The 26,392-nt window shown below is 64.0% G+C and carries 26 protein-coding genes; 10 read left to right on the forward strand and 16 right to left on the reverse strand.

Annotated elements, in window-relative coordinates:
- Positions 1 to 322 precede the first annotated feature (322 nt).
- From ABIB66_RS28845 to ABIB66_RS28855, 3 genes are all read left to right on the forward strand, one after another.
- Entirely contained in the window at positions 323 to 1,249 is a 927-nt protein-coding gene (locus tag ABIB66_RS28845) for an alpha/beta fold hydrolase (RefSeq protein ID WP_354256342.1), read from the forward strand.
- Between the two features lie 158 nt (positions 1,250 to 1,407).
- A complete protein-coding gene (locus ABIB66_RS28850; RefSeq protein ID WP_275171809.1) occupies positions 1,408 to 1,812 on the forward strand; it encodes a DUF2946 domain-containing protein in 405 nt (134 codons plus the stop codon).
- Positions 1,813 to 1,960: 148 nt separating this feature from the next.
- On the forward strand, positions 1,961 to 4,318 hold the full coding sequence (locus tag ABIB66_RS28855) for a TonB-dependent receptor (protein WP_354209129.1): 2,358 nt from the start codon (positions 1,961 to 1,963) through the stop codon (positions 4,316 to 4,318).
- Between the two features lie 11 nt (positions 4,319 to 4,329).
- On the opposite strand, the gene ABIB66_RS28860 is transcribed toward ABIB66_RS28855, so the two are convergent.
- From ABIB66_RS28860 to ABIB66_RS28880, 5 genes are all read right to left on the reverse strand, one after another.
- The gene (locus ABIB66_RS28860) at positions 4,330 to 5,502 is read right to left on the reverse strand and encodes a hypothetical protein (protein ID WP_354209130.1); all 1,173 of its coding nucleotides are present in this window, start codon (positions 5,500 to 5,502) and stop codon (positions 4,330 to 4,332) included.
- A 31-nt stretch (positions 5,503 to 5,533) separates the two neighbouring features.
- Positions 5,534 to 6,235, reverse strand: a complete 702-nt coding sequence (locus ABIB66_RS28865; RefSeq protein WP_354209131.1) for a methyltransferase domain-containing protein — start codon at positions 6,233 to 6,235, stop codon at positions 5,534 to 5,536.
- A 37-nt stretch (positions 6,236 to 6,272) separates the two neighbouring features.
- Entirely contained in the window at positions 6,273 to 6,788 is a 516-nt protein-coding gene (locus tag ABIB66_RS28870) for a GNAT family N-acetyltransferase (protein ID WP_354209132.1), read from the reverse strand.
- Between the two features lie 67 nt (positions 6,789 to 6,855).
- Positions 6,856 to 7,803, reverse strand: a complete 948-nt coding sequence (locus ABIB66_RS28875; RefSeq protein ID WP_354209133.1) for a glycosyltransferase family 2 protein — start codon at positions 7,801 to 7,803, stop codon at positions 6,856 to 6,858.
- A 62-nt stretch (positions 7,804 to 7,865) separates the two neighbouring features.
- Positions 7,866 to 8,357, reverse strand: a complete 492-nt coding sequence (locus ABIB66_RS28880; RefSeq protein ID WP_354209134.1) for an NUDIX domain-containing protein — start codon at positions 8,355 to 8,357, stop codon at positions 7,866 to 7,868.
- Between the two features lie 80 nt (positions 8,358 to 8,437).
- Here ABIB66_RS28880 and ABIB66_RS28885 point away from each other — a divergent pair, with 80 nt between their 5' ends.
- Entirely contained in the window at positions 8,438 to 9,319 is an 882-nt protein-coding gene (locus tag ABIB66_RS28885; RefSeq protein ID WP_354057303.1) for a metallophosphoesterase family protein, read from the forward strand.
- 125 nt (positions 9,320 to 9,444) lie between these two features.
- Here the strand turns inward: ABIB66_RS28885 and ABIB66_RS28890 are convergent, their stop codons facing one another.
- The 3 genes from ABIB66_RS28890 to ABIB66_RS28900 all read right to left on the reverse strand — a co-directional run bounded on the left by ABIB66_RS28890 (position 9,445) and on the right by ABIB66_RS28900 (position 12,049).
- Complete coding sequence (locus ABIB66_RS28890) at positions 9,445 to 9,999, reverse strand: hypothetical protein (RefSeq protein WP_354057305.1); 555 nt, start codon at positions 9,997 to 9,999, stop codon at positions 9,445 to 9,447.
- 181 nt (positions 10,000 to 10,180) lie between these two features.
- The gene (locus tag ABIB66_RS28895; RefSeq protein WP_007595122.1) at positions 10,181 to 10,387 is read right to left on the reverse strand and encodes a DUF4170 domain-containing protein; all 207 of its coding nucleotides are present in this window, start codon (positions 10,385 to 10,387) and stop codon (positions 10,181 to 10,183) included.
- Positions 10,388 to 10,417: 30 nt separating this feature from the next.
- Positions 10,418 to 12,049, reverse strand: coding sequence for an isocitrate lyase (locus ABIB66_RS28900; protein WP_354209135.1), 1,632 nt, complete (start codon positions 12,047 to 12,049; stop codon positions 10,418 to 10,420).
- 228 nt (positions 12,050 to 12,277) lie between these two features.
- On the opposite strand from ABIB66_RS28900, the gene ABIB66_RS28905 reads away from it, so the two are divergent.
- Positions 12,278 to 13,723: a helix-turn-helix domain-containing protein gene (locus tag ABIB66_RS28905; protein ID WP_275171499.1), complete on the forward strand. Its 1,446-nt coding sequence runs from the start codon at positions 12,278 to 12,280 to the stop codon at positions 13,721 to 13,723.
- Between the two features lie 109 nt (positions 13,724 to 13,832).
- Here ABIB66_RS28905 and ABIB66_RS28910 read toward each other — a convergent pair whose 3' ends face one another.
- The gene (locus tag ABIB66_RS28910; RefSeq protein WP_007607017.1) at positions 13,833 to 14,126 is read right to left on the reverse strand and encodes an antibiotic biosynthesis monooxygenase; all 294 of its coding nucleotides are present in this window, start codon (positions 14,124 to 14,126) and stop codon (positions 13,833 to 13,835) included.
- A 228-nt stretch (positions 14,127 to 14,354) separates the two neighbouring features.
- On the opposite strand from ABIB66_RS28910, the gene ABIB66_RS28915 reads away from it, so the two are divergent.
- Together ABIB66_RS28915 and ABIB66_RS28920 are read left to right on the forward strand one after the other, a co-directional pair.
- Positions 14,355 to 15,161 carry a hypothetical protein gene (locus ABIB66_RS28915; protein ID WP_354209137.1) on the forward strand — a complete coding sequence of 269 codons (807 nt, stop codon included), beginning with the start codon at positions 14,355 to 14,357 and terminating at the stop codon, positions 15,159 to 15,161.
- Between the two features lie 164 nt (positions 15,162 to 15,325).
- A complete protein-coding gene (locus ABIB66_RS28920; protein WP_275171496.1) occupies positions 15,326 to 15,673 on the forward strand; it encodes a hypothetical protein in 348 nt (115 codons plus the stop codon).
- A gap of 194 nt (positions 15,674 to 15,867) precedes the next feature.
- Here the strand turns inward: ABIB66_RS28920 and ABIB66_RS28925 are convergent, their stop codons facing one another.
- A complete protein-coding gene (locus ABIB66_RS28925; protein ID WP_354209138.1) occupies positions 15,868 to 16,509 on the reverse strand; it encodes a tetratricopeptide repeat protein in 642 nt (213 codons plus the stop codon).
- Positions 16,510 to 16,643: 134 nt separating this feature from the next.
- On the reverse strand, positions 16,644 to 17,576 hold the full coding sequence (gene htpX, locus ABIB66_RS28930) for a zinc metalloprotease HtpX (protein ID WP_354256345.1): 933 nt from the start codon (positions 17,574 to 17,576) through the stop codon (positions 16,644 to 16,646).
- A gap of 249 nt (positions 17,577 to 17,825) precedes the next feature.
- Here htpX and ABIB66_RS28935 point away from each other — a divergent pair, with 249 nt between their 5' ends.
- From ABIB66_RS28935 to ABIB66_RS28945, 3 genes are all read left to right on the forward strand, one after another.
- Positions 17,826 to 19,127: a lytic murein transglycosylase gene (locus ABIB66_RS28935; RefSeq protein WP_354256348.1), complete on the forward strand. Its 1,302-nt coding sequence runs from the start codon at positions 17,826 to 17,828 to the stop codon at positions 19,125 to 19,127.
- Positions 19,128 to 19,394: 267 nt separating this feature from the next.
- A complete protein-coding gene (locus tag ABIB66_RS28940) occupies positions 19,395 to 19,898 on the forward strand; it encodes a DUF1993 domain-containing protein (RefSeq protein WP_354209141.1) in 504 nt (167 codons plus the stop codon).
- 184 nt (positions 19,899 to 20,082) lie between these two features.
- Positions 20,083 to 21,183, forward strand: a complete 1,101-nt coding sequence (locus tag ABIB66_RS28945) for an alkene reductase (protein ID WP_354209142.1) — start codon at positions 20,083 to 20,085, stop codon at positions 21,181 to 21,183.
- A 196-nt stretch (positions 21,184 to 21,379) separates the two neighbouring features.
- Here the strand turns inward: ABIB66_RS28945 and ABIB66_RS28950 are convergent, their stop codons facing one another.
- The 5 genes from ABIB66_RS28950 to ABIB66_RS28970 form a co-directional block, all read right to left on the reverse strand.
- Positions 21,380 to 23,122, reverse strand: coding sequence for an ABC transporter substrate-binding protein (locus tag ABIB66_RS28950; RefSeq protein ID WP_275171808.1), 1,743 nt, complete (start codon positions 23,120 to 23,122; stop codon positions 21,380 to 21,382).
- A gap of 127 nt (positions 23,123 to 23,249) precedes the next feature.
- On the reverse strand, positions 23,250 to 23,579 hold the full coding sequence (locus ABIB66_RS28955; RefSeq protein WP_211398805.1) for a DUF2160 domain-containing protein: 330 nt from the start codon (positions 23,577 to 23,579) through the stop codon (positions 23,250 to 23,252).
- A 10-nt stretch (positions 23,580 to 23,589) separates the two neighbouring features.
- The gene (locus ABIB66_RS28960) at positions 23,590 to 24,396 is read right to left on the reverse strand and encodes a carbohydrate ABC transporter permease (RefSeq protein WP_007606994.1); all 807 of its coding nucleotides are present in this window, start codon (positions 24,394 to 24,396) and stop codon (positions 23,590 to 23,592) included.
- Positions 24,396 to 25,298 carry a carbohydrate ABC transporter permease gene (locus tag ABIB66_RS28965; RefSeq protein ID WP_275171486.1) on the reverse strand — a complete coding sequence of 301 codons (903 nt, stop codon included), beginning with the start codon at positions 25,296 to 25,298 and terminating at the stop codon, positions 24,396 to 24,398. Before ABIB66_RS28965 ends, ABIB66_RS28960 begins: the two co-directional genes overlap by 1 nt.
- Positions 25,298 to 26,383 carry an ABC transporter ATP-binding protein gene (locus tag ABIB66_RS28970; protein ID WP_275171484.1) on the reverse strand — a complete coding sequence of 362 codons (1,086 nt, stop codon included), beginning with the start codon at positions 26,381 to 26,383 and terminating at the stop codon, positions 25,298 to 25,300. The genes ABIB66_RS28965 and ABIB66_RS28970 overlap by 1 nt, the downstream gene beginning before the upstream one ends.
- Positions 26,384 to 26,392: the final 9 nt, after the last annotated feature.

Raw genomic sequence — 26,392 nt, forward strand, 5'->3', positions numbered from 1 at the left:
CTTCTTCGCCGGAAGCTCCAGAGCGCCTTCGCCCCCGAACTCGGTCGAATGTAGCGCGTTGTGAAATCTGGAGGCGGTTCTTCCTCGGCCCTGGGCAGGCGTGTCCCTGTCCAGGCATCGCCCCCGCGGCAAGAGCAGTTCTGGACGCAGCCTTCGCAGCACTCAAAGAGTGCGAGCGTTCGGTGAGAAGCGGAGTTCGACAATGACAGACCCACTTCAACCGATCGGTTCTGGAGCCGAACTAACGCTCGATCAGCGCACGTTCAGCTCGCCTCGTCAGACAACGCGCTACATCGAGTGCGGGCCGGCCGACGGACCGTTGATGATCTTCGTCCATGGCTGGCCGAGCATCGGTTTGATGTGGCGCGCTCAGATGGACGCGTTTGCCGCCGACGGTTGGCACTGCGTCGCTCCCGATCTGCGCGGCTACGGCGGCTCTTCCACGCCTGCAGCCAACGACGCCTATACCATCGAGGAAATCGTGACGGACATGGTCGAACTCCATGATCACCTTGGCGGCAAGCCTGCGATCTGGGTCGGTCACGACTGGGGCTGTGTTGTGGTTGGTCAGTTGGTCGCGCATCAGCCAAGGCGCAGCCGCGGCGTCGTGCTGACCTCACTGGCGTATCAACCCGACGGGCACGCCATGCGCACAGTCGTCCCGCTGGTCGACCGAACGATTTATCCGGTTGACCAATATCCGGACGGCCAATGGGATTACTACCGCTACTACAACACGCACTTCGAGGCGGCAGTCGCCGATCTCGATGCAGATCTGGCAGCATCGTTGGCGTCGATCTTTCGGCCAGGCGACCCCGCCGGCATCGGCAAGGTTTCGCCGAATGCGATGGTCACGCGCAATGGAGGACGCTTTGGCGCCGTGCACCGCGCTCCGCCGACTGAGCCCGATCCGGCTCTCTGGCCGCCGGCGGACTTCGACGTGCTGGTGCAGACGTTCAAGGCTCATGGCTTCCGCCCATCCTGCGCGTGGTACCTGAACGACGACGCCAACATCGCCTATGCGCGCAAGGCACCCAATGGCGGCCGCCTGTCGCAGCCGGTGCTGTTCGTTAACGGCGACTTTGATCAGATCTGCAGCATCACCGGAAATCGCCAAGGTGACCCGATGCGCGCCGCCTGCCCGAACCTGACCGTGACGAGCATGCCCGCAGGACATTGGCTGCCGCTGGAGCGCAAGGCAGAACACATCGAGGCCATTCGCACCTGGCTCCAGAGCAAAAAGCTCTGATGCCGTAGGCCTTCAGTTGCCCGCACAACACATCGAGGAGCCGGCTGGCGCAGGTCGGCTCGACAGCAGTTGACATCCGCAGACCGATCGGGCGATGTTACATTATAACGTCGCGGGATCAGGGGATGATGCCTCGCGATGTGGGGTGGCGTTTTCGGATGAAATGGTTCCGGTCGAATATCAGGCACGGCGCCCGGCTCGCGATCTTCGCGATGCTGGTGCAGTTCGCGCTGACGTTCGGCCACAGCCATTGGTTCGCCCAGGCCGCTCCCCTTGCCCAATCCTCGCTGCAGCAGACCGACAGCAACCAAAGTCTCGCTTCGATCGACCGCGCTGCGATCGAGAGGCAATCGCCGTTGGCTCCGGACAGGGAGCACCCGGGCGAGGACAATTGCGCGATCTGCGCATTGGTTGCGATGGCCGGCACCGTCATGTTCGCGGCGCCGCCTGTGTTGTTGCTGCCGCAGGCAATTGACCTGCTCTACCGCACCACCGACGCCGAATTCGTCCATCTGAAATCGGCCGGCACGGCATTCCAGCCGCGCGCCCCTCCCGCGTCCTGACTTCCAACATCGCTTGATCACGCCCAGGCTCGCCGCTTTCAGGCGCATGCCCGGGAGACGTTGAAGTCGAATTCCGTCGCGCAGCGACGGCAGGCCGCCTCCGATCAGCAGACGAACTTGCGGACGGCGCCTGACTGGAATCAGGACCATGTCATTCAAATTGCGGCGCGCGCAGCGTCTAGGTGGAGCAAGCCTGCTCCTGCTCGGCGCCGCCACCTCGGCGCTCGCCGAGGATAAATCATCGACCGAGATCCCCGCCGTCACCGTGACGGCTCCGAGCCCCATCGTACGCAGGGCCGTGGTGCCGAACCGCAATCCGGGCCGCCCCACGCGAACCGCGCGAGCCCGCAGCCACGAGCGCACCGCGGACGCCACGCCGGCAGCCTCCACGCCGGCCGCACCTCAGCAGGGCGTGCTGCCGATCGTCACCAACCAGTTCGCGACGGTCACGGTGGTGCCGAATGAGGAGATCCGCCGCGAAGGCGGCGGCCAGCTCGGCGATCTCCTGTTCTCGAAGCCCGGCATCACCGGCTCGAGCTTTGCGCCGGGCGCCTCCAGCCGGCCGATCATCCGGGGGTTAGACGTCAACCGCGTCGGCATCGTCGAGAACGGCACCAATTCCGGCGGCGCCTCCGACCTCGGCGAGGATCACTTCGTCCCGATCGATCCGCTCGCGACCAACCAGGTCGAGGTGGTGCGCGGGCCGGCTGCGCTGCGCTACGGTTCGACCTCGATCGGCGGCGTCGTCAGCGCCACCAACAACCGGATTCCCGACGCGCTGCCGAACTGCGCTCCGTCGTTCCAGACCTACGGCATGCCAACCAAGGCGCCGCTCGCAGCGGCCGCGACGTCGCCTTGCGTCACCGCCGAGACCCGTAGCGCGTTCAGCTCGGTCGACCGCGGCGTCGAAAGTGGCGTGCTGCTCGACACCGGCGGCGGCAATTTTGCGTTCCATGCCGACGTCTACGGGCGCAACACCACCGACTACAGCATCCCGAGCTACCCGTACCTGAATGACCAGACGCGGACCGTCGCCAACGGACGCCAGCCCAATTCGGCGACACGCTCGGACGGCGCCTCGATCGGCGGCTCCTACTTTTTCCAAGGCGGCTATATCGGCGCGGCGATCACGCAGAACGACTCGCTCTACCACATTCCCGGCATCGACGGCGCCGACCACAACACGCGGATCGACGGTCACCAGACCAAGATCAACGTCAAGGGCGAGTACCATCCCGACGCTACGGCGATCGACGTCGTTCGCTTCTGGGCCGGTGCGACCGACTATCGGCACAACGAGATCGGGCTTGCCGATCCTGCCGATCCCACCAGCGACGGCGTGCGGCAGACCTTCACTAACAAGGAGCAGGAGATCCGCACCGAGGTGCAGCTGATGCCGTTCAACGCACGCTTCGCCGAGGTGACGACGGCGCTGGGCTTCCAGGTCGGCCATCAGGAATTGAGCGCGCCGAGCCCGGACAATCCGGGCACGCTGTTCAACGGCCTGTGGGACCCGAACAACAGCACGCGCGTTGCTGGATACGCCTTCAACGAGTTCAAGTTCACGGACGCGACACGGGCGCAGATCGCCGGCCGCATCGAACATGTCGAGCTGCACGGCACGACGCCGGATTTTCCCGCGGACTTCCTGCCCGACGGCACGCCGCAGGCGGGTATCGGCCGTAATCCGTCCTTCACGCCGAAGAGCGGCAGCATCGGCCTGTTGCAGGACCTGCCGGGCGGCTTGGTCGGCAGCATCACCGCGCAATATGTCGAGCGCGCGCCGAAGGCGGCCGAGCTGTTCTCGCGCGGCGCGCATGATGCGACCGCGACCTTCGACATCGGCAACCCCAACCTCGGCATCGAGACCGCGAAGTCCGCCGAGGTCGGCCTGCGCAAGGCGACGGGGCCGTTCCGGTTCGAGGCGACCGTTTACTACACGCACTTCAACAACTTCATCTATCGCCGTCTCACCGGCGTGATGTGCGACGACGACTTTGCCTCATGCGGCACACCCGGCGCCGAGGTGAACCAGGCGGTCTATTCGCAGCGGGACGCGAACTTCCGCGGCGGCGAATTCCAGTCGCAGCTCGACGTCGGTGCATTCCAGGGCGGCATCTGGGGCATCGAGAACCAGTTCGACGTGGTCCGTGCCACCTTCACCGACGGCACCAACGTGCCGCGAATTCCGCCGGTGAGACTGGGCGGCGGCGTGTTCTGGCGCGACGGCAATTGGCTGATGCGCGTCAATCTGTTGCACGCCTTCGCTCAGAACAACGTCGCCGTGATCGCGGAGACGCCGACGGCGGGCTACAATTTGCTGAAGGCCGAGGTCAGCTACAAGACCAAGCTCAATCCGAATGCATTCGGTGCGCGCGAGATGATCGCCGGCCTCGTCGGCAACAATCTCCTCAACGAGAACATCCGCAACTCGGTGTCCTACACCAAGGACGAGGTGTTGATGCCCGGCATCGGCGTGCGGGCGTTTGCGAACTTCAAGTTCTGAAAGCGCGATAGCTAGCCGGACTTCATCGCGCGTTGGCTGAAAGCGGCTGTTTCAGGGGCGTGCTCTGCCGCCTCCTGAAACAGCACGGCAAACAGCAGGGTCCACAATGTCAGGAGAGAAATGGGGATCGTGTAGTATGGCGTCGCGATCGGATAGGTGAAGAAGAAGGCGAGGTTGAGCGCCAGATTGGCCAACGTGAGCAGCGCGACGACGCGACGAATGCCGTTCGCCTGCCGCAACAGCCAGATCGAGCCCACAATTCCGATGACGATCAGCAAAGTCTGGAGCGGATCGGCGAGGTAGTCCCGGACCACCGCGAACGAAAAATCCAGCGGCCTGACATCGGGGTTGTTGCCATAGGTCGACGCGAATGGACTGCCGGCGTTGACGGCGTAAGAGACGATGGTCGGGATCACGCCGGCCAGCAATGCGACGCCGAACACGACCCCTTGCAAGAACCGGGACAACGTCCGATCCAAAAGGAACGCGACGAGGAGAAACAGGCCATAGCCGGACGCCAGGAAGAGATTGGCCAACCGGAAATCGACGGTCAGTCCGAGCAGGAAACCGATGGGCGCCAGCAGCCAGATATTAGGTTGGGATCGCGGGCCCGCCAGCCATCGCGCCGTGAGACATCCTGCGAGCGCGCACACGACGACGGTCGGGGCCATCGAATAGCTCGCCTTGACCGGATTGACCATCAGGTAGATCGCAAGACAGCCGAACGTCCCGGCCATCAAGACCGACCTCATGCTGCGCGCGAGAGAAAGGGCAAACAGCGCCAAGCCGAGGACGACAATGGTCGCCAGCATGTACATGGGCACGACCTGGTGACCCGGCGGAAACAACGCCAAGACGAGGCCGACACCCGGCGGGTATTGAATGACGACCTTCCCCGTGGCCGGCATCAGATTGTGACAGGGCGCAGCGGTCGTATCGTTCCAGTCGGGGTAGCCGATCTCCTTCAGCTTTGCTTTCTGATAGCCGTCGTCGTCGCGGGCGAGGCTGGTGTCGAAGCCCTCCACAAGCCCGAACCTCTGGAACAGATGCGCCTGCCTGAGGTAGCAGATGTCGTCATAGACGCCGCGCGCCTCATTCCATCGCATCATGGTCCAGAAATGGCCGACCAGCACCGCGAGAAACAAGACGGCGAAGACGGCTTTGCTGGCGTGGATTTTGTTCATCGGGATCATGCTGCGGGGAGGCGTCGCTGCTTCAGCGGAATGCAAGATAGAGATTGGACGATAGCGGGCCGAGCGACAGACCGGTGTAGCCCACGGCCGCGGACTTAGAGTTGGACGACTTGGCACTCGCAGATTTGGCAACCAGCGCGGCGAGCTCCAGCAGCCGTTTTCGCGTCATCAGAATCAGGTTTTGGTGGTCGGTCCATTCCGACTTGCCGGCGATCCTGCAGGCGATCCTGAAGGTGCCATCCAGATAGTGCGCCAGCGGGATGGCCGTGTGGTGCTCGACCGGAAAGAACCTGTTGGGCACCGTGATGAACACCCGCCGTGCGACGCGGCAAAGCTCCTCGACCAGGAGCACCTGATTTCGATGGCTTCCGGCGTGCTCGAGCACGGCATTGGACGTCGCGACATCGAACGCATTGTCGTCAAACGGCAGCCGTGTATTCGGTTCGATCTGCACGTAACGGCAAAGCGGAAAAGCCGCCTTGAATTCGATTCCTTCGCCAAGCCCGCAGGCCGTGATCTTGTGCTGATGCGGGTAGCTTCGCTCTAGCACGTTGGCGCCGTCGTTGATGACGTCGGACACGCCGACATCCAGGATCTCGTCCGAGGCAGACGGCTGCATCCGGGCGATGAAATCCTGGAAGATGCGGTCGCGCGCCGCGATCAGCAGCTTTTCCGCCGTGCTCCCGGACGCCACCTCCCGGTAATATTGCTGATCGACCGGCACTGCCCTACCTTCATGTGAGCTTCGAAGCGATGGCGCGTCAGGTTCGCGCCTTGCTCCAGTCGGGGCCGACCGGACCCGATACCCCTTCGAACGCGCCCTCGACGAGCTCGATGACGAGGAGCCTGCTGTAATCGACCGGGCCCGGCATGGTGACGCGCCCCTTGGCGACCTGCTTGAAGCCGACGCGACTGTAATAGGGCTCGTCGCCGACCAGCAGCACCAGGCGATGGCCCTGCGCCTTCGCATCCTTCAGCGCGCGCTCGAGCAGCAGCCGGCCGACGCCGCGGCTGCGGAACGGAGGCTCGACCGTCAGGGGCCCGAGCAGCAGCGCCGGCGTGTCGCCGACGCAAATCGGCAATTGCCGGACGGATCCGACCAGCAACGTACCGACGCGGGCGGTGAAGGATAGATCGAGCACATGATCCACATGCTCGCGGATGCGGTATGCGCTGAGCACGAAGCGGCCGGGCCCGAAGGTGCGTTCGTGCAGCCGCTCGATCGCCTGAGCATCGCCGGCGGCTTCGGACCGGATGGTGAGGGAGAGATCGTTCATCGCGTCGGCGGGATATCACCTTGGAGGGCAGCGGTCCATGGGATTGCGCTCGGCCCCGGGGGCAATTTCAAGTCCTCCCGAGCGGCGGCTGGGACAGGTAGGCGAGCATCTTCATTTCCCGCCGCCCGCGCGTCACGGTGTCGAGCACGAGCCCCGACGAAGCCGAAAGCAGCGCCATGATCATCAGACCCATGGAGAGCACGGCGGTCGGTAGGCGCGGGACGAGGCCGGTTTCGAGGAAGGTGATCACGACCGGCAGCCCGAAAGCAATCGACAGCAGCGCGAAGACGATGCCGATCGCCGAAAAGAACCGCAGCGGCCGCTCCGACCGGTTGAGCTTCAGCATCGTGTTGAAGATGCGCAACCCATCCTGCCACGTATTGAGCTTGGAGTAGGAGCCTTCCGGGCGCGCGTAATAGGGCGTCTCGACCTCGGCGACCGGCAGCGACAATTCCAGCGCATAGACCGCGAACTCGGTCTCGATCTCGAAGCCGCCGGACAGGACCGGAAAGGATTTGACGAAGCGGCGCGAGAACACGCGGTAACCGGACAGGATGTCCTTGAAGGCGTGGCCGAAGGTCGATGCCAGGAAACCGGTGAACAGCCGGTTGCCGATGCGATGACCGCGCCGGTAGGCCGCTTGCGATTGATCGACACGCAGACCGACAACCATATCCAGATGCTCATCGAGGAGCTGGTCGATCATGCGCGAGGCGCTCGGCGCGTCGTAGGTCGCATCGCCATCGACGAGCACGTAGATGTCGGCCTCGATGTCCGCGAACATGCGGCGTACGACGTGGCCCTTGCCCTGGCGCCGTTCGCTGCGCACGATCGCTCCGGCCTCGCGCGCGACCGCCGCGGTACGGTCGGTCGAATTGTTGTCGTACACGTAGACCTCGGCCGCAGGCAGCGCCTTGCGGAAATCGGCGACGACCGTCGCGACGGCGGCTTCTTCATTGTAGCAGGGCACCAGCACGGCGACCCGAAACGGCCATGGCCTTGTCGATTCAGACAATCTTCATCCCTCGTCCCTGCGCCGACACCGCAGGCGCGGCGATTTACTAGCACAGGCCGCCATCATCGCCACGTCGCAATCAAGGGCTTGCCGTCCAGCACTTCCGCGATCCGCAGCCGCGTGCCGGGCGTGGTCCCCTCGGGCAGCGCGGTGACCGCGAAGAACCCGCACTCGGCGATCTCGTGGTTGGGCGCGGGCAGGCGATCCTGCTTGAACTGCCTGACGACGTAGACCGCGACATGGTCGCGGCGGGAGACGTGACTGTTGAGGAAGATGCCGTGCAGCACGGCGTCGCCGGTGAGATCGATATCCCCCTCCTCCTTGAGCTCGCGCCGCAGCGCCTGCTCCATGGTCTCGCCGAGATCGACGCCGCCGCCGGGCAGATACCAGCCCGTGACGTAGCTGTGCCTGACCAGGAACACCCTAGTGTCGGCATCCAGCACCACCGCGCGGACGCCGAGCGTCATGCCGCGGACCAGCAGGAAATAGGCGTGGAAGATTCGCCGCAGCAGCGGCTCGAATCTCCGTCGGACGCTGTTCAGACGTTCCGCCATCGGGCTCCCTCGATGCCGCGCTTGCACGTAGCCTGCGACCTTGCCATTACAGCGGGCGAATAGCGAGGCAATCGCGCCCCATGGCCCCCTTCACGCTCGCCCATCTATCCGACCCGCATCTGCCGCCGCTGCCGAAGCCGCGGTTGATCGAGCTCGCCGGCAAGCGCGCGCTCGGCTACGTCAACTGGACGCGCAACCGTCACAAGTACCAGCGCCGCGAGGTGCTCGACGCACTCGTCGCCGACGTGAAGGCGCAAGGTCCCGACCACATCGCGGTCACAGGCGATCTCGTCAATCTCGCGCTGGAGGCGGAGTTCGCGCCGGCGCGCGCCTGGCTCGAGGGCGTCGGTCCGCCCGACCGCGTCACCACGATTCCCGGCAATCACGACGCCTATGTCCGCGCCACCTCTCATCGCTTCGGCGAAACATTCGCGCCCTATCTTGCGGGTGACGATGGCCGTATCGGCTTTCCGAGCCTGCGCCGGCGCGGGCCGCTCGCGCTGATCAGCCTGTCCACGGCGGTGCCCACCTTGCCGTTGATGGCGACAGGCACGCTCGGACGCAATCAGCTCGCATCGCTCGAAGAGGTGCTCGAGCAGCTCGCGGCCGAGGACGTCTTTCGCGTGCTGCTGGTGCATCATCCATTGAAGTCCGGCGCGCGTCACAAGCGGATGACTGACTCGGCCGGGCTGCTGACGGTCTTGAAACGCCACGGCGTCGAGCTGATCCTGCACGGACACGACCACATTCATTCGACGATGTGGTTCGAGGGATCCAACGGCAACATTCCCGCAATCGGCGTGCCCTCGGCCTCCGCGCTCGCGCACGGGCACACCCCGGCTGCGGCGTACAATCTGTTCACGATCGAGAAGGACAACATCGGCTGGCGTTGCGAGCAGACGGTGCGGAGCCTGGGGGCCGGATTTCAGATCGGGCAGATCAAGCATGTGAAGTTGATTTAAACCGCTGTCATTGCGAGCGCGGCGAAGCAATCCAGAGTCCCTCCGCGGAGGCAGCCTGGATTGCTTCGTCGCCAGCGCAAAATTGCTTCGCAATTTTGTCGCGGGATCCTCGCAATGACGACGCCTCACCAGCTCCGCAGGGCCGCGAGCACGGCAACGCCGAACAGCGCAGCGGCGCCGAGCACAAAACCGAACACGAATGGCCAGAGGCGCGAGCGGCGCCGCGGCGGCGCGACGTCGGGCTTCGGCTCGGGCGGGACCACCATCGCATGCTCGCGCTCGATCATGCGGCGCGCGACGTAATCGGTCACGGCCTCGACGATGACAGACGTGTCGTGCGATTCGGCGAGCACGATGCGGCCGAAGCGGGTGTCCTGCACGAAGCGGTACATCCGCTTGTCGCGCCCCATCAAGATGTGCGCGACGACGTCGATCCAGAGCCTGGGCGTATCGCCCTGGCTGATGCCGCGGTCGAACAGGTCGATCTGCTCCGGCACCTGCGCAAACAGGGGATCGAGCGAATCGTTGAGGATCTCGAGCCGCGCCACCTCGGCATCGCGCAAATCGACGACGACGCCGGTCCGGTCCGCGGCCTCGATCCGCGCCCGCAACAGCGCATCGCGCAGCCGCACCGGGCGCGGCTGGCTGGGATGGATTCCGCTGGTCTCGGGCTCTGACATTGGCGGCCTCGTCCTCACTTGGCCGGATTAACCTATCAGCAACCAAAGTGTCCGCAAAGGCCCTACAATTCCAGTTACTTACGGTGCCCACAGGCCGTTCACCTGTGCCAAAAACAGACGGTCCCACCCGGCTTGCGCCGGATGGGACCCTCCGTCCTTGGACGTCTTCTTATTCAGGTTATCAGGCCGAGACCCGCGACGGCTCTTCCACGATCGAGAAGCGGACGCCCGCCTTGTGGCGGTTCTCTTCCGAGACCGAGCGCCAGGCGTCCTCGGCCTCTTTGCGGGTCTTGAACGGACCCTGCACCTGGGCCGAACCTTCCACCAGCTTGTGGAAGTTCATCGAGCCGAACTCGCCGCCGATCACCCAGAAATTGCTGTTGGTCATTGTCAGTCTCCTGTCGATTAGCGTGATGCGTTAGCCGAACTGGTTCATCGTGTTGTGGGCGCCGCCCGCCTTCAGGGCAGCCTCGCCGGCGAAGTATTCCTTGTGGTCGTCGCCGATGTCGGAGCCGGCCATGTTCTGATGCTTGGCGCAGGCGATACCCTGACGGATCTCGGCGCGCTGGACGTTCTTGACATAGCCGAGCATGCCCTGGTCGCCGAAATATTCCTTCGCCAGATTGTCGGTCGAGAGCGCCGCCGTGTGGTAGGTCGGCAACGTTATCAGGTGGTGGAAGATGCCGGCACGCTTGGCCGAATCCGCCTGGAAGGTACGGATGCGCTCGTCGGCTTCCTTCGCCAGCGGCGTATCGTCATATTCCGGCTTCATCAGCTCGGCGCGATTGTACTTGCTGACGTCTTGGCCGGCTTCCTTCATCGCGTCGTAGACCTGCCAACGGAAGTTGAGCGTCCAGTTGAACGAGGGCGAGTTGTTGTAGGCCAGCTTCGCGTTCGGAACCACCTTGCGGATCCGGTCGACCATCTTGGCGATCTGCTCGATATGCGGCTTCTCGGTTTCGATCCAGAGCAGGTCGGCGCCGTTCTGCAGCGAGGTGACGCAGTCCAGCACGCAGCGGTCTTCGCCGGTGCCCGGGCGGAACTGATAGAGATTGGAGGGCAGCCGCTTCGGACGCATCATCTTGCCGTTGCGGTTGATGATGACGTCGCCATTGCGGGCGTTCTCCGCCGTCACTTCCTCGCAATCCAGGAAGCTGTTGTACTGGTCGCCGAGGTCACCGGGCTTGTGGCTGACGGCGATCTGCTGGGTCAGGCCGGCACCGAGCGAGTCGGTACGGGTCACGACGATGCCGTCTTCGACGCCGAGTTCGAGGAAGGCGTGGCGGCAGGCCCGGATCTTGGCCAGGAACACCTCGTGCGGCACGGTGACCTTGCCGTCCTGGTGGCCGCACTGCTTCTCGTCCGAGACCTGGTTCTCGATCTGGAGCGCGCAGGCACCCGCCTCGATCATCTTCTTGGCGAGCAAATAGGTCGCCTCCGCATTGCCGAAGCCGGCGTCGATGTCGGCGATGACGGGCACGACATGGGTCTGGAAGTTGTCGATCTTCTCGATCAACTCCTTCTCTCGGGTCTTGTCGCCTTCCTTGCGGGCCTTATCGAGGTTGCGGAAGATATCGTTCAGCTCGCGCGAATCGGCCTGACGCAGGAAGGTGTAGAGCTCTTCGATCAGCGCCGGCACCGAGGTTTTCTCGTGCATCGACTGGTCCGGCAGCGGGCCGAACTCGGAACGCAGCGCCGCGATCATCCAGCCGGACAGATACAAATAGGTGCGATCGGTCTTGCCGAAGTGCTTCTTGACCGAGATCAGCTTCTGCTGGGCGATAAAGCCGTGCCAGCAGCCCAGCGACTGCGTGTACTTGGTGGGGTCGCCGTCATAGGCGGCCATGTCGGCCCGCATCAGCGCCGCGGTGTAGCGGGCGACGTCGAGGCCGGTCTTGAAGCGATTCTGCAGGCGCATGCGGGCGACGGCCTCGGCCGACACCCCGTTCCAGGTCGGCTGGGTCTCTAGGAGCGACCGGGCCGCCTCGACCTCACTCTGGTAGGAGGCGGGGGCCTGGAGGGTGCTGATGCCGCGGGGCTGGTAGTTCATGTGCCTGATCCTTTCGCTGACGATGGCCACCAGCCATCGACATTCTTGACAACGCATTGCGAGATGCGTGTCAGAAGCTAAACGCGAGAAAGCTCAGCTCGTATAGTAGGCTTGTATTTGAATGGTGATGTCATGTAACATCGGTACTTGTAATAGATGTCACTTTGTAAATCTTGTAAATAAATAGGTCAGCAAGACTGCCTTCGATCCACCTCCGGAGACCTGAGAATGCCCGCCGGTTCCAGCAAGAAGCTCTTCGTCGGCCCCCGCTTCCGGCGGATCCGGCAGCAATTGGGGCTGTCGCAGACCCAGATCGCCGAGGGGCTCGGGATCTCGCCGAGCTATGTCAACCTGATCGAGCGTAACCAGCGTCCGGTGACCGCCCAGATCCTGCTGCGGCTGGCCGAAACCTACGACCTCGACCTGCGCGACCTCGCGACCGCCGACGAGGACCGCTTTTTCGCCGAACTCAACGAGATCTTCTCCGACCCGCTGTTCCGCCAGATCGACGTTCCCAAGCAGGAATTGCGCGATCTCGCCGAGCTTTGCCCCGGCGTCACCCATGCGCTGCAACGGCTCTATGCCGCCTATACCGAGGCCCGCCAGGGCGAGACGCTGGCCGCGGCACAAATGGCCGACCGCGACGTCGGCACCCGCTATGAGGCCAATCCGGTCGAGCGCGTCCGCGAGTTGATCGAGGCCAACCGCAACTACTTTCCGGAACTCGAGCAGGCCGCGGAGACTCTGCGCGACGAGCTCAACGTGCCGGCCGAAGAGCTTTACGCGGCGCTCGCGGCACGGCTGCGCGAAAAGCATTCAATCCAGACCCGCATCATGCCGGTGGACGTGATGCGCGAGACGCTGAGGCGCTTCGACCGCCACCGCCGCCAGCTCCTGATCTCCGAGCTGGTCGACCCGCCCGGCCGCGCGTTCCAGCTCGCCTTTCAGCTCGGCCTGGTTGAATGCGCGCAGCATCTGGAGACCATCATCGGCCGCGCCGGGCCGCTCGACGACACACCGCGCCGCCTGTTCCGCATCACGCTCGGCAACTACTTTGCGGCCGCCGTGATGATGCCTTACCCGGCTTTTCTGGCTGCGGCGGAAGCGCTGAACTACGACATCCATCTGCTGGCGCAGCGCTTCAATTCCGGCTTCGAGCAGGTGTGCCATCGGCTCACGACGCTGCAGCGGCCGAACGCGCGCGGCATCCCGTTCTTCCTGCTTCGTGTCGACAATGCCGGCAACGTGTCGAAGCGATTTTCATCGGGCACGTTCCCGTTCTCGAAATTCGGCGGCACTTGTCCGTTGTGGAACGTGCACTCGACCTTCGACACGCCTGATCGCCTGCTGAAGCAGGTCATCGAGCTGTCGGACGGCACGCGCTATTTCTCGATCGCGCAGATGGTGCGCCGCCCCGTCGCGCCGCACCCGCTGCCGCAGCCGCGCTTCGCCATCGGCCTCGGCTGCGAGATCCGTCACGCCGCGCGCCTGGTCTATGCTGCCGGCATCGATCTGGAGAAAACGGAGGGCACGCCGATCGGCGTCAACTGCCGTCTCTGCGAACGGGAAAACTGCGCCCAGCGCGCCGAGCCGCCGATCACGCGCACGCTGATTTTGGATGAGACGACGCGGCGGGTGTCGAGCTTTGCGTTCTCGAATGCACGGGAGTTGTGAGAGGGCACAACCTCCTCGTAATTGCGAGGGAAAGCGAAGCAATCCAGACTGTCTCCGCAGTGACAGCCTGGATTGCTTCGTCGCTCCGCTCCTCGCAATGACGAAGGCTTCACGCCAGCGTATGCACGATCACCGGACCCGCGGCGGCGCGGGCGTCGCCTGCAAGCAGCGCGCCCAGATCCTTCTCGATCCAGGCGATCGCACGCCTGTTCGCCTCCTCCGCCTGCTCGAACTTGTCGAAGATCGAAATCGCCGTGACCGTGTCGTCGCCGGCGTAGACGACGTAATAGGCACGGAAGCCGTCGACGTCGCTGATGATCGGAACGGCGCCTTCCTTGATACGGCGCGCCAGCTCTTCGGCGCTCCCGCTTTTCGCTTTGGCCTGACGGATGGCGGCGTACATGGCATCCTCCCTTCCGGCTATCTGGTTTGGGGCTCGGTGCCCGGATCGCATGCTACGCCGAACCGCGCGGGCAATCCACGCTTGGTTAACCCGGCACTAATTGACTTCAGCGATCTGCAACCATCGGTTAAGCACGCCTCAACATCGCTGCCTTAGTCTCGCCCCACTCACTTTTCGCAAACAACGGCGGCTTATTCTGCCGCGTGAAGTGACATCAGGGGGTTCATCATGCGCATTGCGTTGCTGCTGACCGCGACCATTGTCGGCGCGCTCTTTGCCAATCCGTCCCATGCCGGACCGCTTGATGCGTCCGCCGGCGCAGCGCAGGCGTTACCGCCGGGCTTCCAGAGCTACCGCGGCTACATGTTCGACCTGTCGGAGAATTCCGACCGCCAGGATGTCGACAAGCTCACCGACAATGTGAAGAGCCAGATCGACGTGGTCGAGGCAGCCGGCCTTTCGCCGCGCGTGCTGCGCTTCTTCCGCACCGTCCCGATCATCGCCAGCGAACTCGCCTGCCTCGACGAAGGCGCCGCGACCGCGTGCTACGGCCGGGTCACGCCTGACATCCAGCGCACCGCTCCCCGCACGCTGACGGTCTGGGACCCCAACAAGCAGCGCTGGAGCAATCCGAACGCCGTCGACCTCGCGGTCGATTCCGGCCTCGGCGTGATCATGCTGCGGCCGGACATGATGCGGTACGAAAAGGAAGCCGTGCTGCTGCACGAGTTGCTGCACGCCTACCACGCGCGGCTGTTGCCGGACGGCTACGCCAACAAGGGCGTGATCGGCTATTACGCCTACGCCAAGTCCAAGGATCTCCTGCCCAAGGAATCCTATGCGCTGAAGAATCACATGGAATTCTTTGCGGTGACCGCCAGCATCTTCCTGGCCGGGAAGAGCGAATTCCACGACCCGAAGTCGCGCGAGGCGCTCAAGGAGAAGTTGCCGGACTATTACAAATATCTGGTCGGCGTGTTCGGCTTCGACCCCGATCCGGCAGCGGCAAGCGGCCCAGTCGCCTCGCTGAAGTAAGGCTAAAAACGCCAAACCAAGCCCGAGAGCCGCGCGCACAGCGCGGCTCTTTTGTTTTGGTCACCGGAAGCTGCGGATGACGCGTGGCCGGGAATTGCCAAGGTGGGGGCCGATCTGCATAGTCCCGCCCGCATCGATACTGTTTTCGAAGAGGATAGAACAACATGGCGGACGCCGACCTGGATGTCGTGATCCGGCAACTGGCCAGACAGCTGCATACGGGCCTGATGACCCGCGCCAAGGAGCGGCGGGATCGATTCAACGGCCTTGCGGCCAAGGCCAAGAGCAAGGAGACTGGCGACCGCTTCAAGATGATGGCCAAGACCACCATGGAGCAGGCCATCGCCGCCGCCAAGCGCCTGCAGATGTCCGCCGACAACGTCGCCGACAGCTACGCGCGGTCGATGCGGATCGCCGCCAGCACACCGGTCGCGGTGAAGGTGGAGAAGAAGGCGCCCAAGGAAAAGCCGGTGAAGAAGGCGAAGAAGGCCAAAGCCAAGAAGGCGAAGTAGCGCTCACTTTCTTCCTTCTCCCCTTGTGGGAGAAGGTGGCGCGAAGCGCCGGATGAGGGGTTGTTTCCGCGGATTTCAACCGCAGCAGGCTCACGCGCGGAGAGATACCCCTCACCCGTCTCGCCGCTTCCCGGCGAGCCACCCTCTCCCACAAGGGGAGAGGGTTGCAGCGGCGCACGCAGCTCCAGATATCTCTACCTTCCTGGCGCGGCGAGGCGGGTCGGCTCGGCGCTTGCCAGTTCGGCGAGCTTAGCGCGCGCCGCATCGCGGGTGTGGGCATCCTTGCCGGCGGGCAGTGCCAGCGCGGCCTCGAAATCGGCGCGTGCCTCATCCGCTTGGCCGCGGGCAAGGAAGGCGAGGCCGCGGTCGAGCCGAGACTGCGCATCCGACGGGTCGACGCGGACCGCGGTGTTGTAGCTCAGAATCGCGCGATCGAGATCGCCGGTGGCGGCGAGCGCGAGACCGCGCTGGTGATAGGGCGCGGCGTGCCTGGGATCATGCGCGATCGCCTCGTCATAATCCTCGATGGCAAGTTCGAGATCGCCGTTCTGCCGGCGCGCCAGCGCCCGATCGCGATAGAGCGAGGCGCGGTTGGGATTGAGGTGGATGGCCTCGTCGAAATCCGCGATCGCCCGCCGCCAGTCGCCGTGGCGCAGCGCGATCCGTCCGCGCCCCTCATAGGCGAAAGCGATCAGCGAGCCGCGCAGCGGCGAGAAGCCGATCACCGCCGAGCAGATGTCCGGGTCGTCCTCGTCCCCGCAATTGACGACGGTGTGCGTGGACAGGCCAATCAGCACGCCCAGGACAATCAACAATGGTACCGCAGCTTTGGTCATCTTCGACGGCGGCAGGCAAAGGGCCGGCCACGCATCCCCTTTCGCAGGAACTGTCACGGCAGGGTGTTAACACCGGCCGGGACCGCCCTGTGTGCGACAGGTCACAAAGCGCGCAAATTAGGGCCGCGTCTGCATCAACCCCAAGGACCGCGCGAGGACGAGCGGCCCCACGGGCTTCGCGGCGGATAGTTCTCATTGGCGCCGACCGATGGCGCCGCCTGCGCGCCAAGCTCGGCTGCTAGCTGCTGAAGCGCCGCGATGCGATTCTGCGTCGAGGGATGGGTGGCGAACAGATTGTCCACGCCATGGCCCGACAGCGGATTGATGATGAACATGTGCGCGGTGCCGGGATTTCGTTCCGCCTCGACATTCGGGACCTGATGCGCCGCGCCTTCGATCTTCACCAGCGCCGATGCCAGCCACATCGGCTGACCGGCGATGCGTGCGCCGAGATTGTCCGCGGCATATTCGCGCGTACGACTGATGGCCATCTGCACCAGCATGGCGCCGAGCGGGGCAAGGATCATCATCAGGATCGAGCCGACGATGCCCGGGCCGTTGTTGTCGCGGTTGCCTCCGAAGAACATGCCGAACTGCGCCAGCATCGAGATCGCGCCCGCGATGGTCGCGGTCACAGTCATCAGCAGCGTGTCGTGGTGCTTGATATGGGCGAGCTCGTGCGCGATCACGCCGGCGAGCTCCTCGCGGCTGAGCTGGCGCATCAGCCCGGTGGTGACCGCAACCGCGGCATTCTCGGGATTGCGCCCGGTGGCAAACGCGTTGGGCTGCGGCTCATCCATCAGGAACACGCGCGGCATCGGCAAGCCGGCGCGGCTCGCAAGCTCGGCCACGAGCCCGACCAGCTCCGGGGCGCTGCTGCGGTCGACCTCATGGGCGCCATACATCGACAGCACCATCCGGTCGGAGTTCCAGTAGGTGAAGAGATTGGTCGCCGCGGCAATGACGAGCGCAATCATGGCGCCGCCGGCGCCGCCGATCAGATAGCCGACGCCCATGAACAGGGCGGTGAGGCCTGCGAGCAGCATTGCGGTACGAAGATAGTTCATGGCCGTCTCCCGAGGCCGGCCGTGGCCGCTGGAGGCGTTGCGGGCCGGCGAGCATGAGGTAGGGATGACCCCCGTCCACGTGCAAGGTTTCAGGGTGCGTCGCGGAGACGCGGCACTGGCCCAACATTGCCTTTCCGTCATGCCCGGGCTTGTCCCGCCTGCGCGGTCATGACGAAGGGATGGTTTGAGGCGCTCAATTCCCTTAAGCTTTGGCAAGATTCCCCACGCCCCTTCCCCGCCGGAAACCTCATGCTCCAGACCCGATTTGCGATCGCGGCCGCCGCCCTGCTCACGCTCGCCCTTCCCGCCTCCGCCCAGTTCGCTCCGCCACCCGCAAAGCCGGCGGCCCCCAGGGCCACCGCGCCCTCACCGCGCGCGGCGTCGTGCCATAACGGCGCGAACTTCGATCGCTTCCTGGCCGATGTGAAACAGCAGGCTGTTGCCGCCGGCGTGTCGCAGCGGACGATCGCGGCGGCCTCGCCTTACCTCGTCTACGACCAGGGCATCGTCAACCGCGACCGTGGTCAGCGCGTGTTCGGCCAGCTCTTTACCGAATTTGCCGGCCGCATGGCCGCGCCCTATCGCATGCAGAACGGCCAACAGCACATCAAGCAACATGCGGCCGCATTCGCCCGCGCGGAAAAGGAATACGGCGTGCCGCCGGCGGTGATCGCCGCGTTCTGGGGACTGGAGAGCGACTTCGGCGTCAACATGGGCAATCTGCCGACACTGAAATCGCTGGTGTCGCTGGCCTATGATTGCCGCCGCTCGGAGATGTTCGTGAACGAGACCATCGCCGCGCTGAAGATCATCGATCGCGGTGATTTGCATCCCGACGAGATGGTCGGCTCCTGGGCGGGCGAGCTCGGACAAACCCAGTTCCTGCCCGTGCATTACGTCAACTATGCCGTCGACTATGACAGCGACGGACGGCGTGACCTCCTCCGCAGCGAGGACGACGTGATTGGCTCGACCGCGAACTACATCGCCAATGGCTTGAAGTGGCGGCGCGGCGAGCCGTGGCTGGAGGAGATCAGGGTGCCGCAAAACCTGCCGTGGGATCAGACCGATCTCACGGTGCGAGAGCCGCGCTCGAAATGGGCACAACTCGGCGTCACCTATCCCGACGGCCGACCGCTGCCGAACGACAACCTGGCGGCATCCGTGCTGCTGCCGATGGGACGCTTCGGTCCGGCCTTCATGGCGTACCCGAATTTCGCGGCCTACACCGAGTGGAATAACTCGCTGATCTATTCGACCACCGCGGGTTATCTCGCCACCCGCATCGCGGGCGCGGCTCCGATGCGAAAGCCGTCCACACCGGTCGCGCAGCTGCCGTTCAACGAGCTCAAGCAATTGCAGCAGCTTCTGGTCCAGTCCGGCTTCAACGTCGGCAAGGTCGACGGCGTGCTGGGCCAGCAGAGCCGCGCCGCGGTGAAGGCGATGCAGATCAAATACGGTCTGCCGGCCGATTCCTGGCCGACGGCCGAGCTGCTCGCCCGCATGCGCGGTGGCACGGCGCAGGCACAGCCGGCGGCCACGATCCGCTAAGCACTAGAATCGCTGTCACGCCCCGCGAAGCGGGGCATCCAGTACGCCGCGGCCTATCGATACAATCACAGCTGCCTCGGAGTACTGGATCGTCCGGTCAAGCCTAACGATGACAGCGGGGGGTATGGCGCCGATAGCACCGCAAGCCCGCTCGGTAGAATTTTCGCACTGCACAAGCCGCTCGCGCGATTGTATTTTTCCATGAGGTTCCCATGTGAGTGGCTCAGGTTTTTCTCCTGAGATTTCCCACCACAGAGCGAGCATCACATGTCCTTCCACGACGCCGTCGTTCCCGCCTATTTGCAAATGCTGAACAGCCTGACCGGCCTGCTCACGAAAGCCGAGGCGCATTGTGCGGCCAAGAAGGTCGATCCCGCCGTCCTGCTCGGCTCCCGCCTGTTTCCGGACATGCTGCCGCTCTCGAAGCAGATCCAGCTCGTCAGCGATTTCGCAGCCAAGGGCTGCGCCCGGCTGACCCATAGCGAAGTGCCCTCCACACCGGACACCGAGACCAGCTTTGCCGAATTGAAGCAGCGCCTGGCGAAGACCATCGACTATGTGCAATCGTTCAAGCCGGCGCAGTTCGAGGGCGCCGACACCAAGGATGTCACCTTCCCGGCCGGCCCCGACAAGTCCATCACCATGAAGGGCCAGCAATTCCTGAGCGCGTTCTCGCTGCCGAACTTCTATTTCCATGCCGCGACCGCCCACGGGATCTTGCGTCACAACGGCGTCGAAATCGGAAAGCGCGACTACATGGGCGCGAACTGAGTTTTCCAACTCGTGCGACCGCGGCAGGGAGATCAAATCCACTGGCGCGGCCCGCAATTGCACATCAATTAAGCTGCGCAACGCCCGTGCGCAGCTCGCCTGCGCTTTCCGTATGGCTCCTCCCTTGCGCCTCGTGTCGCAATGCACAAGTGTTCCGGATCTCTCACCGCCTGGAAGCATTCTCATGAGCCGTTCGACCAAATTGTTTGAGACCTACAAGCTCGGCCCGATCACGCTGGCGAACCGTTTCGTGATGGCGCCGCTGACGCGCAACCGCGCCGTTCCCGGCACCTTCGTACCGGGCGCGCTCGCCGCCGACTATTACGCCCAGCGCGCCTCGGCTGGGCTTCTGATTACCGAAGCAAGCCAGGTCTCGCAGCAGGGCCAAGGCTACCAGGACACCCCCGGCATCTACTCCAAGGAGCAGGTTGCCGGCTGGCGCAAGGTCACCGATCAGGTGCACCAGCGCGGCGGCAAGATCTTCATCCAGCTCTGGCATGTCGGCCGCATCTCGCACGTCGACCTTCAGGCCAATGGCGCAGCCCCGGTGGCGCCGAGCGCGATCCGCGCCAAGGGCAAGACTTTCGTCAACGGCGGCTTCGCCGACGTCTCCGAGCCCCGCGCGCTCGAGCTCTCCGAAATTCCAGGGATCATCGACGATTTCAAGCGCGCCACGAGGAACGCACTTGAGGCCGGGTTCGACGGCGTCGAGATCCACGGCTCCAACGGCTATCTGCTCGAGCAGTTCGCCAAGGACGGCACCAACAAGCGTACCGACGCCTATGGCGGCTCGATCGAGAACCGGGCGCGGCTGATGCTGGAAGTCTCCAAGGCCGTCGCGGCCGAAGCCGGCGCCGAGCGCACCGGCATCCGCATCTCGCCGGTGACGCCGGCCAACGACATCTCGGATTCGAACCCGCAAGCCTTGTACGACCATATCGTCGACGGGCTCGCCGCGCTGAAGCTCGTCTATCTCCACGTCGTCGAAGGCGCCACCGGCGGTCCGCGCGACATCGCCCCGTTCGACTATGCGGCCCTGCGCAAGCGCTTCCCCGGCGCCTACATCGCCAACAACGGCTATGATTTCGATCTCGCCAGCAAGGTTCTGGACGCGAACGCGGCCGATCTCATCGCCTTCGGCAAGCCGTTCATCTCCAACCCCGATCTGGTCGAGCGGCTGAAGACGGGCGCGGCACTGAACGATTGGGACAAGAACTCGTTCTACGGCGGCGGCGCGAAGGGATACACGGACTACCCGACGCTGGCGGCCGAACCGGCGGAGTAAGGCGTCGTCGTCGCTCCATCCTCCGTCATTGCGAGGAGCGAAGCGACGAAGCAATCCAGACTACCTCCGTGGAAAGACTCTGGATTGCTTCGCTTCGCTCGCAATGACGGTGTGGAAGCAAATCCACGACAATAAAAAGGAAAAAGGCCGGGATTGCTCCCGGCCTTTCGTTTTTTGATGTCGCTCGACGCGGCGCTTACTTCGCTTCCGCGCGCTTCGGGGGCTGTGCCGGCCACGACTTGATCAGGGTGTCGTAGTCGACCGTCTCGCCCTTCGGCTTCTCGTTGGCGAGCTTGCGTTGCGGAGCAATCGTGCCGTCCTTCTGGGCCTTGGCGAACCAGTACTCGGCCGTTTCCTTCTTGTGCAGCTTCGGACCGCAGGCGCCCTGCACGCCGGACTTCTCCAGACGCTCCATGACGGAGTCCTGCGCAGCGGCAAGCGAGTCCATCGCGGCTTGCGGCGTCTTCGCGCCGGACGACGCATCGCCGATGTTCTGCCACCACAGCTGCGCCAGCTTCGGATAGTCGGGCACGTTGTTGCCGGTCGGGGTCCACTGCACGCGCGCGGGCGAGCGGTAGAACTCGATCAGGCCGCCAAGCTTCGGCGCACGCTCCGTGAACGACTTGTCCCAGATGTCGGATTCACGGATGAACGTGAGGCCGACATGGCTCTTCTTCAGCGACACCGACTTGGAGACGATGAACTGGAGATAGAGCCAGGCTGCCTTGCGGCGATCCGCCGGGGTCGACTTCAGCAGCGTCAGCGAGCCAGCGTCCTGGTAGCCGAGCTTCATGCCTTCCTTCCAGTACGAACCGTGCGGCGACGGAGCCATACGCCACTTCGGCGTACCGTCCGCGTTCATCACGGCGATGCCCGGCTTCACCATGTCGGCGGTGAAGGCGGTGTACCAGAACATCTGCTGGGCGATGTTCCCCTGCGCCGGCACCGGACCCGATTCGGAGAAGGTCATGCCCTGGGCCTGCGGCGGAGCATACTTCTTCATCCAATCGAGGTACTTGGTGATCGAGTAGACCGCGGCCGGACCGTTGGTGTCGCCACCACGCTCCACCGAGGAGCCGACCGGACGGCAGCCTTCCATGCGGATGCCCCATTCGTCGACCGGCAGACCGTTCGGGATGCCCTTGTCGCCGTTACCGGCCATCGACAGCCAGGCGTCGGTGAAACGCCAGCCGAGCGACGGGTCCTTCTTGCCATAGTCCATATGGCCATAGACCTTGACGCCGTTGATCTCCTTGATGTCGTTGGTGAAGAACTCGGCGATGTCTTCATAGGCCGACCAGTTCACGGGCACGCCGAGCTCGTAGCCATACTTGGCCTTGAACTTGGCTTTGTAGTCGGCGTTGGTGAACCAGTCGTAGCGGAACCAGTACAGGTTGGCGAACTGCTGGTCGGGCAGCTGGTAGAGCTTGCCGTCCGGCGCGGTGCCGAACGACTTGCCGATGAAGTCGTTGACGTCGAGCATGGGATCGGTGACGTCCTTGCCCTCGCCGGTCATGTAGTCCGACAGCGCGATGGTCTGGCCGTAGCGGAAGTGGGTGCCGATCAGGTCGGAATCGTTGATCCAGCCGTCGTACACGTTCTTGCCGGACTGCATCTGGGTCTGCAGCTTCTCGACGACGTCACCTTCCTGGATGAGGTCGTGCTTGAGCTTGATGCCGGTGAGTTCGGAGAACGCCTTGGCCAGCGTCTGCGCCTCGTATTCGTGGGTCGTGATGGTCTCGGAGACGACGTTGATCTCCATGCCCTTGAAGGGCTCGGCGGCCTTGGCGAACCACTCCAGCTCCTTCTTCTGGTCTTCCTTCGACAGCGTCGAGGGCTGGAATTCCGCGATCCACTTCTGGATCGCGGCGTCGTCGGCGGCGCGCACCGGCGCCGAGACGGCCAGCGACACCGCGACGATGGCGGCGACGCTGGACATCGTCAGAAAGCTATTCTTGGTCAATGGACGTTCCCTTCTCCTAAACTGCCGCATGTTATTCCTCCGTTGCAGCGACAAACTTTTTACAGGCCCGGGTTGGTCCCGGATCTGGCCGTTCCTTCGCGGGCTAGACCGTGCGGAAAATGAGTACGGCCGTGGCCAGCGAAATTCCTGATGCGATCCAAAGGCGCGAAATTTCAAGTCCGTCCTCGCCGATCGGCAGCGTGGCGAGGGCGTCAGTGCCGGCGAAAGCGATCCAGAGCAGGTGGATGACCGCCGCCGTGATCAGGGAGATGAACAGACGGTCGCCGCGCGTGGTCGGGATGCGCAGCACGCCGACTCGCTCGGCTTCGGGATAGGCCACCCCAAGCCAGGTCATCACGGCCAACGTGCAGGCGAGCGCGACAAAGAAGATCGCCGTCGGCGGCGTCCAGGCCATCCATGCAATAGATTCCATTGATGCCTCCCTACACCCGACCGAGCGCGAAACCGCTCGCGATATAATTGCGGACGAACCAGATCACGAGCGCGCCCGGGATGATCGTCAACACGCCGGCAGCGGCCAGCAGGCCCCAGTCCATACCCGCGGCCGATACCGTACGCGTCATGATCGCCGCGATCGGCTTGGCCTGCACCGAGGTCAGCGTGCGCGCGAGCAGCAGCTCGACCCAGGAGAACATGAAGCAGAAGAAGGCGGCGACGCCGATGCCGCTCGCGATCAGCGGCACCAGGATCTTGATGAAGAAGCGCGGGAAGGAATAGCCGTCGAGAAAGGCGGTCTCGTCGATCTCGCGCGGCACGCCGGAAACGAAGCCTTCCAGGATCCACACCGCAAGCGGGACGTTGAAGATGCAGTGCGCGAGCGCGACCGCCCAGGGCGTATCGAACAGCCCGATCGCCGAATAGAGGTTGAAGAACGGCAGTGCATAGACCGCGGCCGGCGCCATGCGGTTCGACAGCAGCCAGAAGAACAGATGCTTGTCGCCGAGGAAACGGTAGCGCGAGAACGCATAGGCCGCCGGCAGCGCCACCGAGATCGAGATGATGGTGTTGAGGACGACATATTCCAGCGAGTTGATATAGCCGGAATACCAGCTCTCGTCGGTGAAGATGCGCTTGTAATGCTGGAGCGTCGGGGCGTGCGGCCACAGCGTCATCGTCGAGACGATCTCGGCGTTGGTCTTGAAGCTCATGTTGACGAGCCAGTAGATCGGCAACAGCAGGAAGATCAAGAACAGCGCCATAATGAGGCGACGGCCGGGGATCGAGTGCATCACGCGGCTCCTTCCTGCGGCTTCCGCTCGGCGCCGGCATTGGTCATGACGGTGTAGAAGATCCAGCAGACGATCAGGATGATGAGGTTGTAGACCAGCGACAATGCGGCGGCCTTGCCGAGGTCGAACTGGCCCAGCGCGATCTTGACCAGCTCGATCGACACGAAGGTCGTCGAATTGCCGGGACCGCCACCTGTCACCACGAACGGCTCGGTGTAGATCATGAAACTGTCCATGAAGCGCAGCAGCACCGCGATCAGCAGCACGCGGTTCATCTTCGGTAGCTGGATCGCCTTGAACACCGCCCAGCGCGAGGCGCCGTCGATCTGCGCCGCCTGGTAATAGGCTTCGGGAATCGACTTCAGGCCGGCGTAGCAGAGCAGCGCGACCAGGCTCGTCCAGTGCCAGACGTCCATCACGATGACGGTGACCCAGGCGTCGATCTCGTTGGAGACGTAATTATAGTCGATGCCGATGGCGTTGAGGACATAGCCGAGCAGGCCGATATCGGGGCGGCCGAAGATCTGCCAGATCGTGCCGACCACGTTCCAGGGGATCAGCAGCGGCAGCGCCAGGATGACGAGGCAGGCCGCGACCGTCCAGCCCTGGCGCGGCATCGACAGCGCGACCACGATGCCGAGCGGCACCTCGATCGCGAGGATCACCAGCGAGAAGAACAGATTGCGGCCGAGCGAAGCCAGGAAGCGGCCGCCGAGATCGGTCGAAGGATCGAGCAATTCCTTGAACCAGCCGACACCGTTCCAGAAGAACTGGTTGTTGCCGAAGGTATCCTGCATCGAATAGTTCACTACCGTCATCAACGGCAGCACTGCCGAGAAGGCGACGACCAGGAACACCGGCAGCACCAGGAACCAGGCTTTTTGGTTGACGGTCTTGTCCATCAGGCGGCTCCCTCCACCAGAAGGCTGTCGACATAAACGTGGACGTGCGACGGGTCGAATTTCAGGCCGGCCGTGCCGTCCGGGCTGGTGAAGCCGGCCGGCGCGCGTGCCGCGAGTTTTGCGTCACCGAGCCGCGCCCGCGCGAAGCGGATGCGGCCGAGGTCGTCCACGCGTTCGATCTTCGCACTGAGCAGGCCGGGCGCAGGCGCGACGGCCTCAACGAATTCTGGACGGACGCCGATCTCGATCTTCGCGCCATCAGGCAGCTTGTCGTAGCTACGGTTGAGCGCGATGACGTGACCGCCGATCCTGGCCTCGCGGCCCCTCACCTCGGCCGGCAGGATGTTCATGCCGGGCGAGCCGATGAAATAGCCGACGAAGGTGTGCGCCGGCTTGTCGAACAGCTCGGCCGGCGTACCGCTCTGCACCACGCGGCCGTCATGCATGACCACCACGGTGTCGGCGAAGGTCAGCGCTTCGGTCTGGTCGTGGGTGACGTAGATCATCGTAAGGTCGAGCTCGCGATGCAGCGCCTTCAGCTTGGAGCGGAGCTGCCATTTCAGCTCGGGGTCGATCACGGTGAGCGGCTCGTCGAACAGCACGGCGGCGACGTCGGAGCGGACGAGGCCGCGGCCGAGCGAGATCTTCTGCTTGGCATCGGCCGTGAGCCGTGTCGCCTTGCGGTTCAGATAGGGCTCGAGGTCGAGCAGGCGGCCGATCTCGGCGACGCGCTTGTCGATCTCGACCTTCGGCACGCCGCGGTTCTTCAGAGGGAACGCCAAATTCTGCCCCACCGTCATGGTGTCGTAGATCACCGGAAACTGGAACACCTGGGCGATGTTGCGCTTCTGGGTTGACAGCGGTGTGATGTCCTCGCCGTCGAACAGGATTTTCCCCCGCGAGGGCGTGATGATGCCGGAGATGACGTTGAGCAGCGTGGTCTTGCCGCAGCCGGACGGCCCGAGCAACGCGTAGGCGCCGCCCTGCCGCCACGTCATGGTGACAGGCTTGAGAGCAAAGCTGTCCTGCGGCGCATCATTGCCGCCGTAGGAGTGGGCGAGATCGACGAGGTCAATGCGGGCCATGTCGCACCT

Origin of the sequence: Bradyrhizobium sp. F1.13.3 (genome assembly GCF_040548265.1) — a bacterium.
Lineage (GTDB): Bacteria > Pseudomonadota > Alphaproteobacteria > Rhizobiales > Xanthobacteraceae > Bradyrhizobium.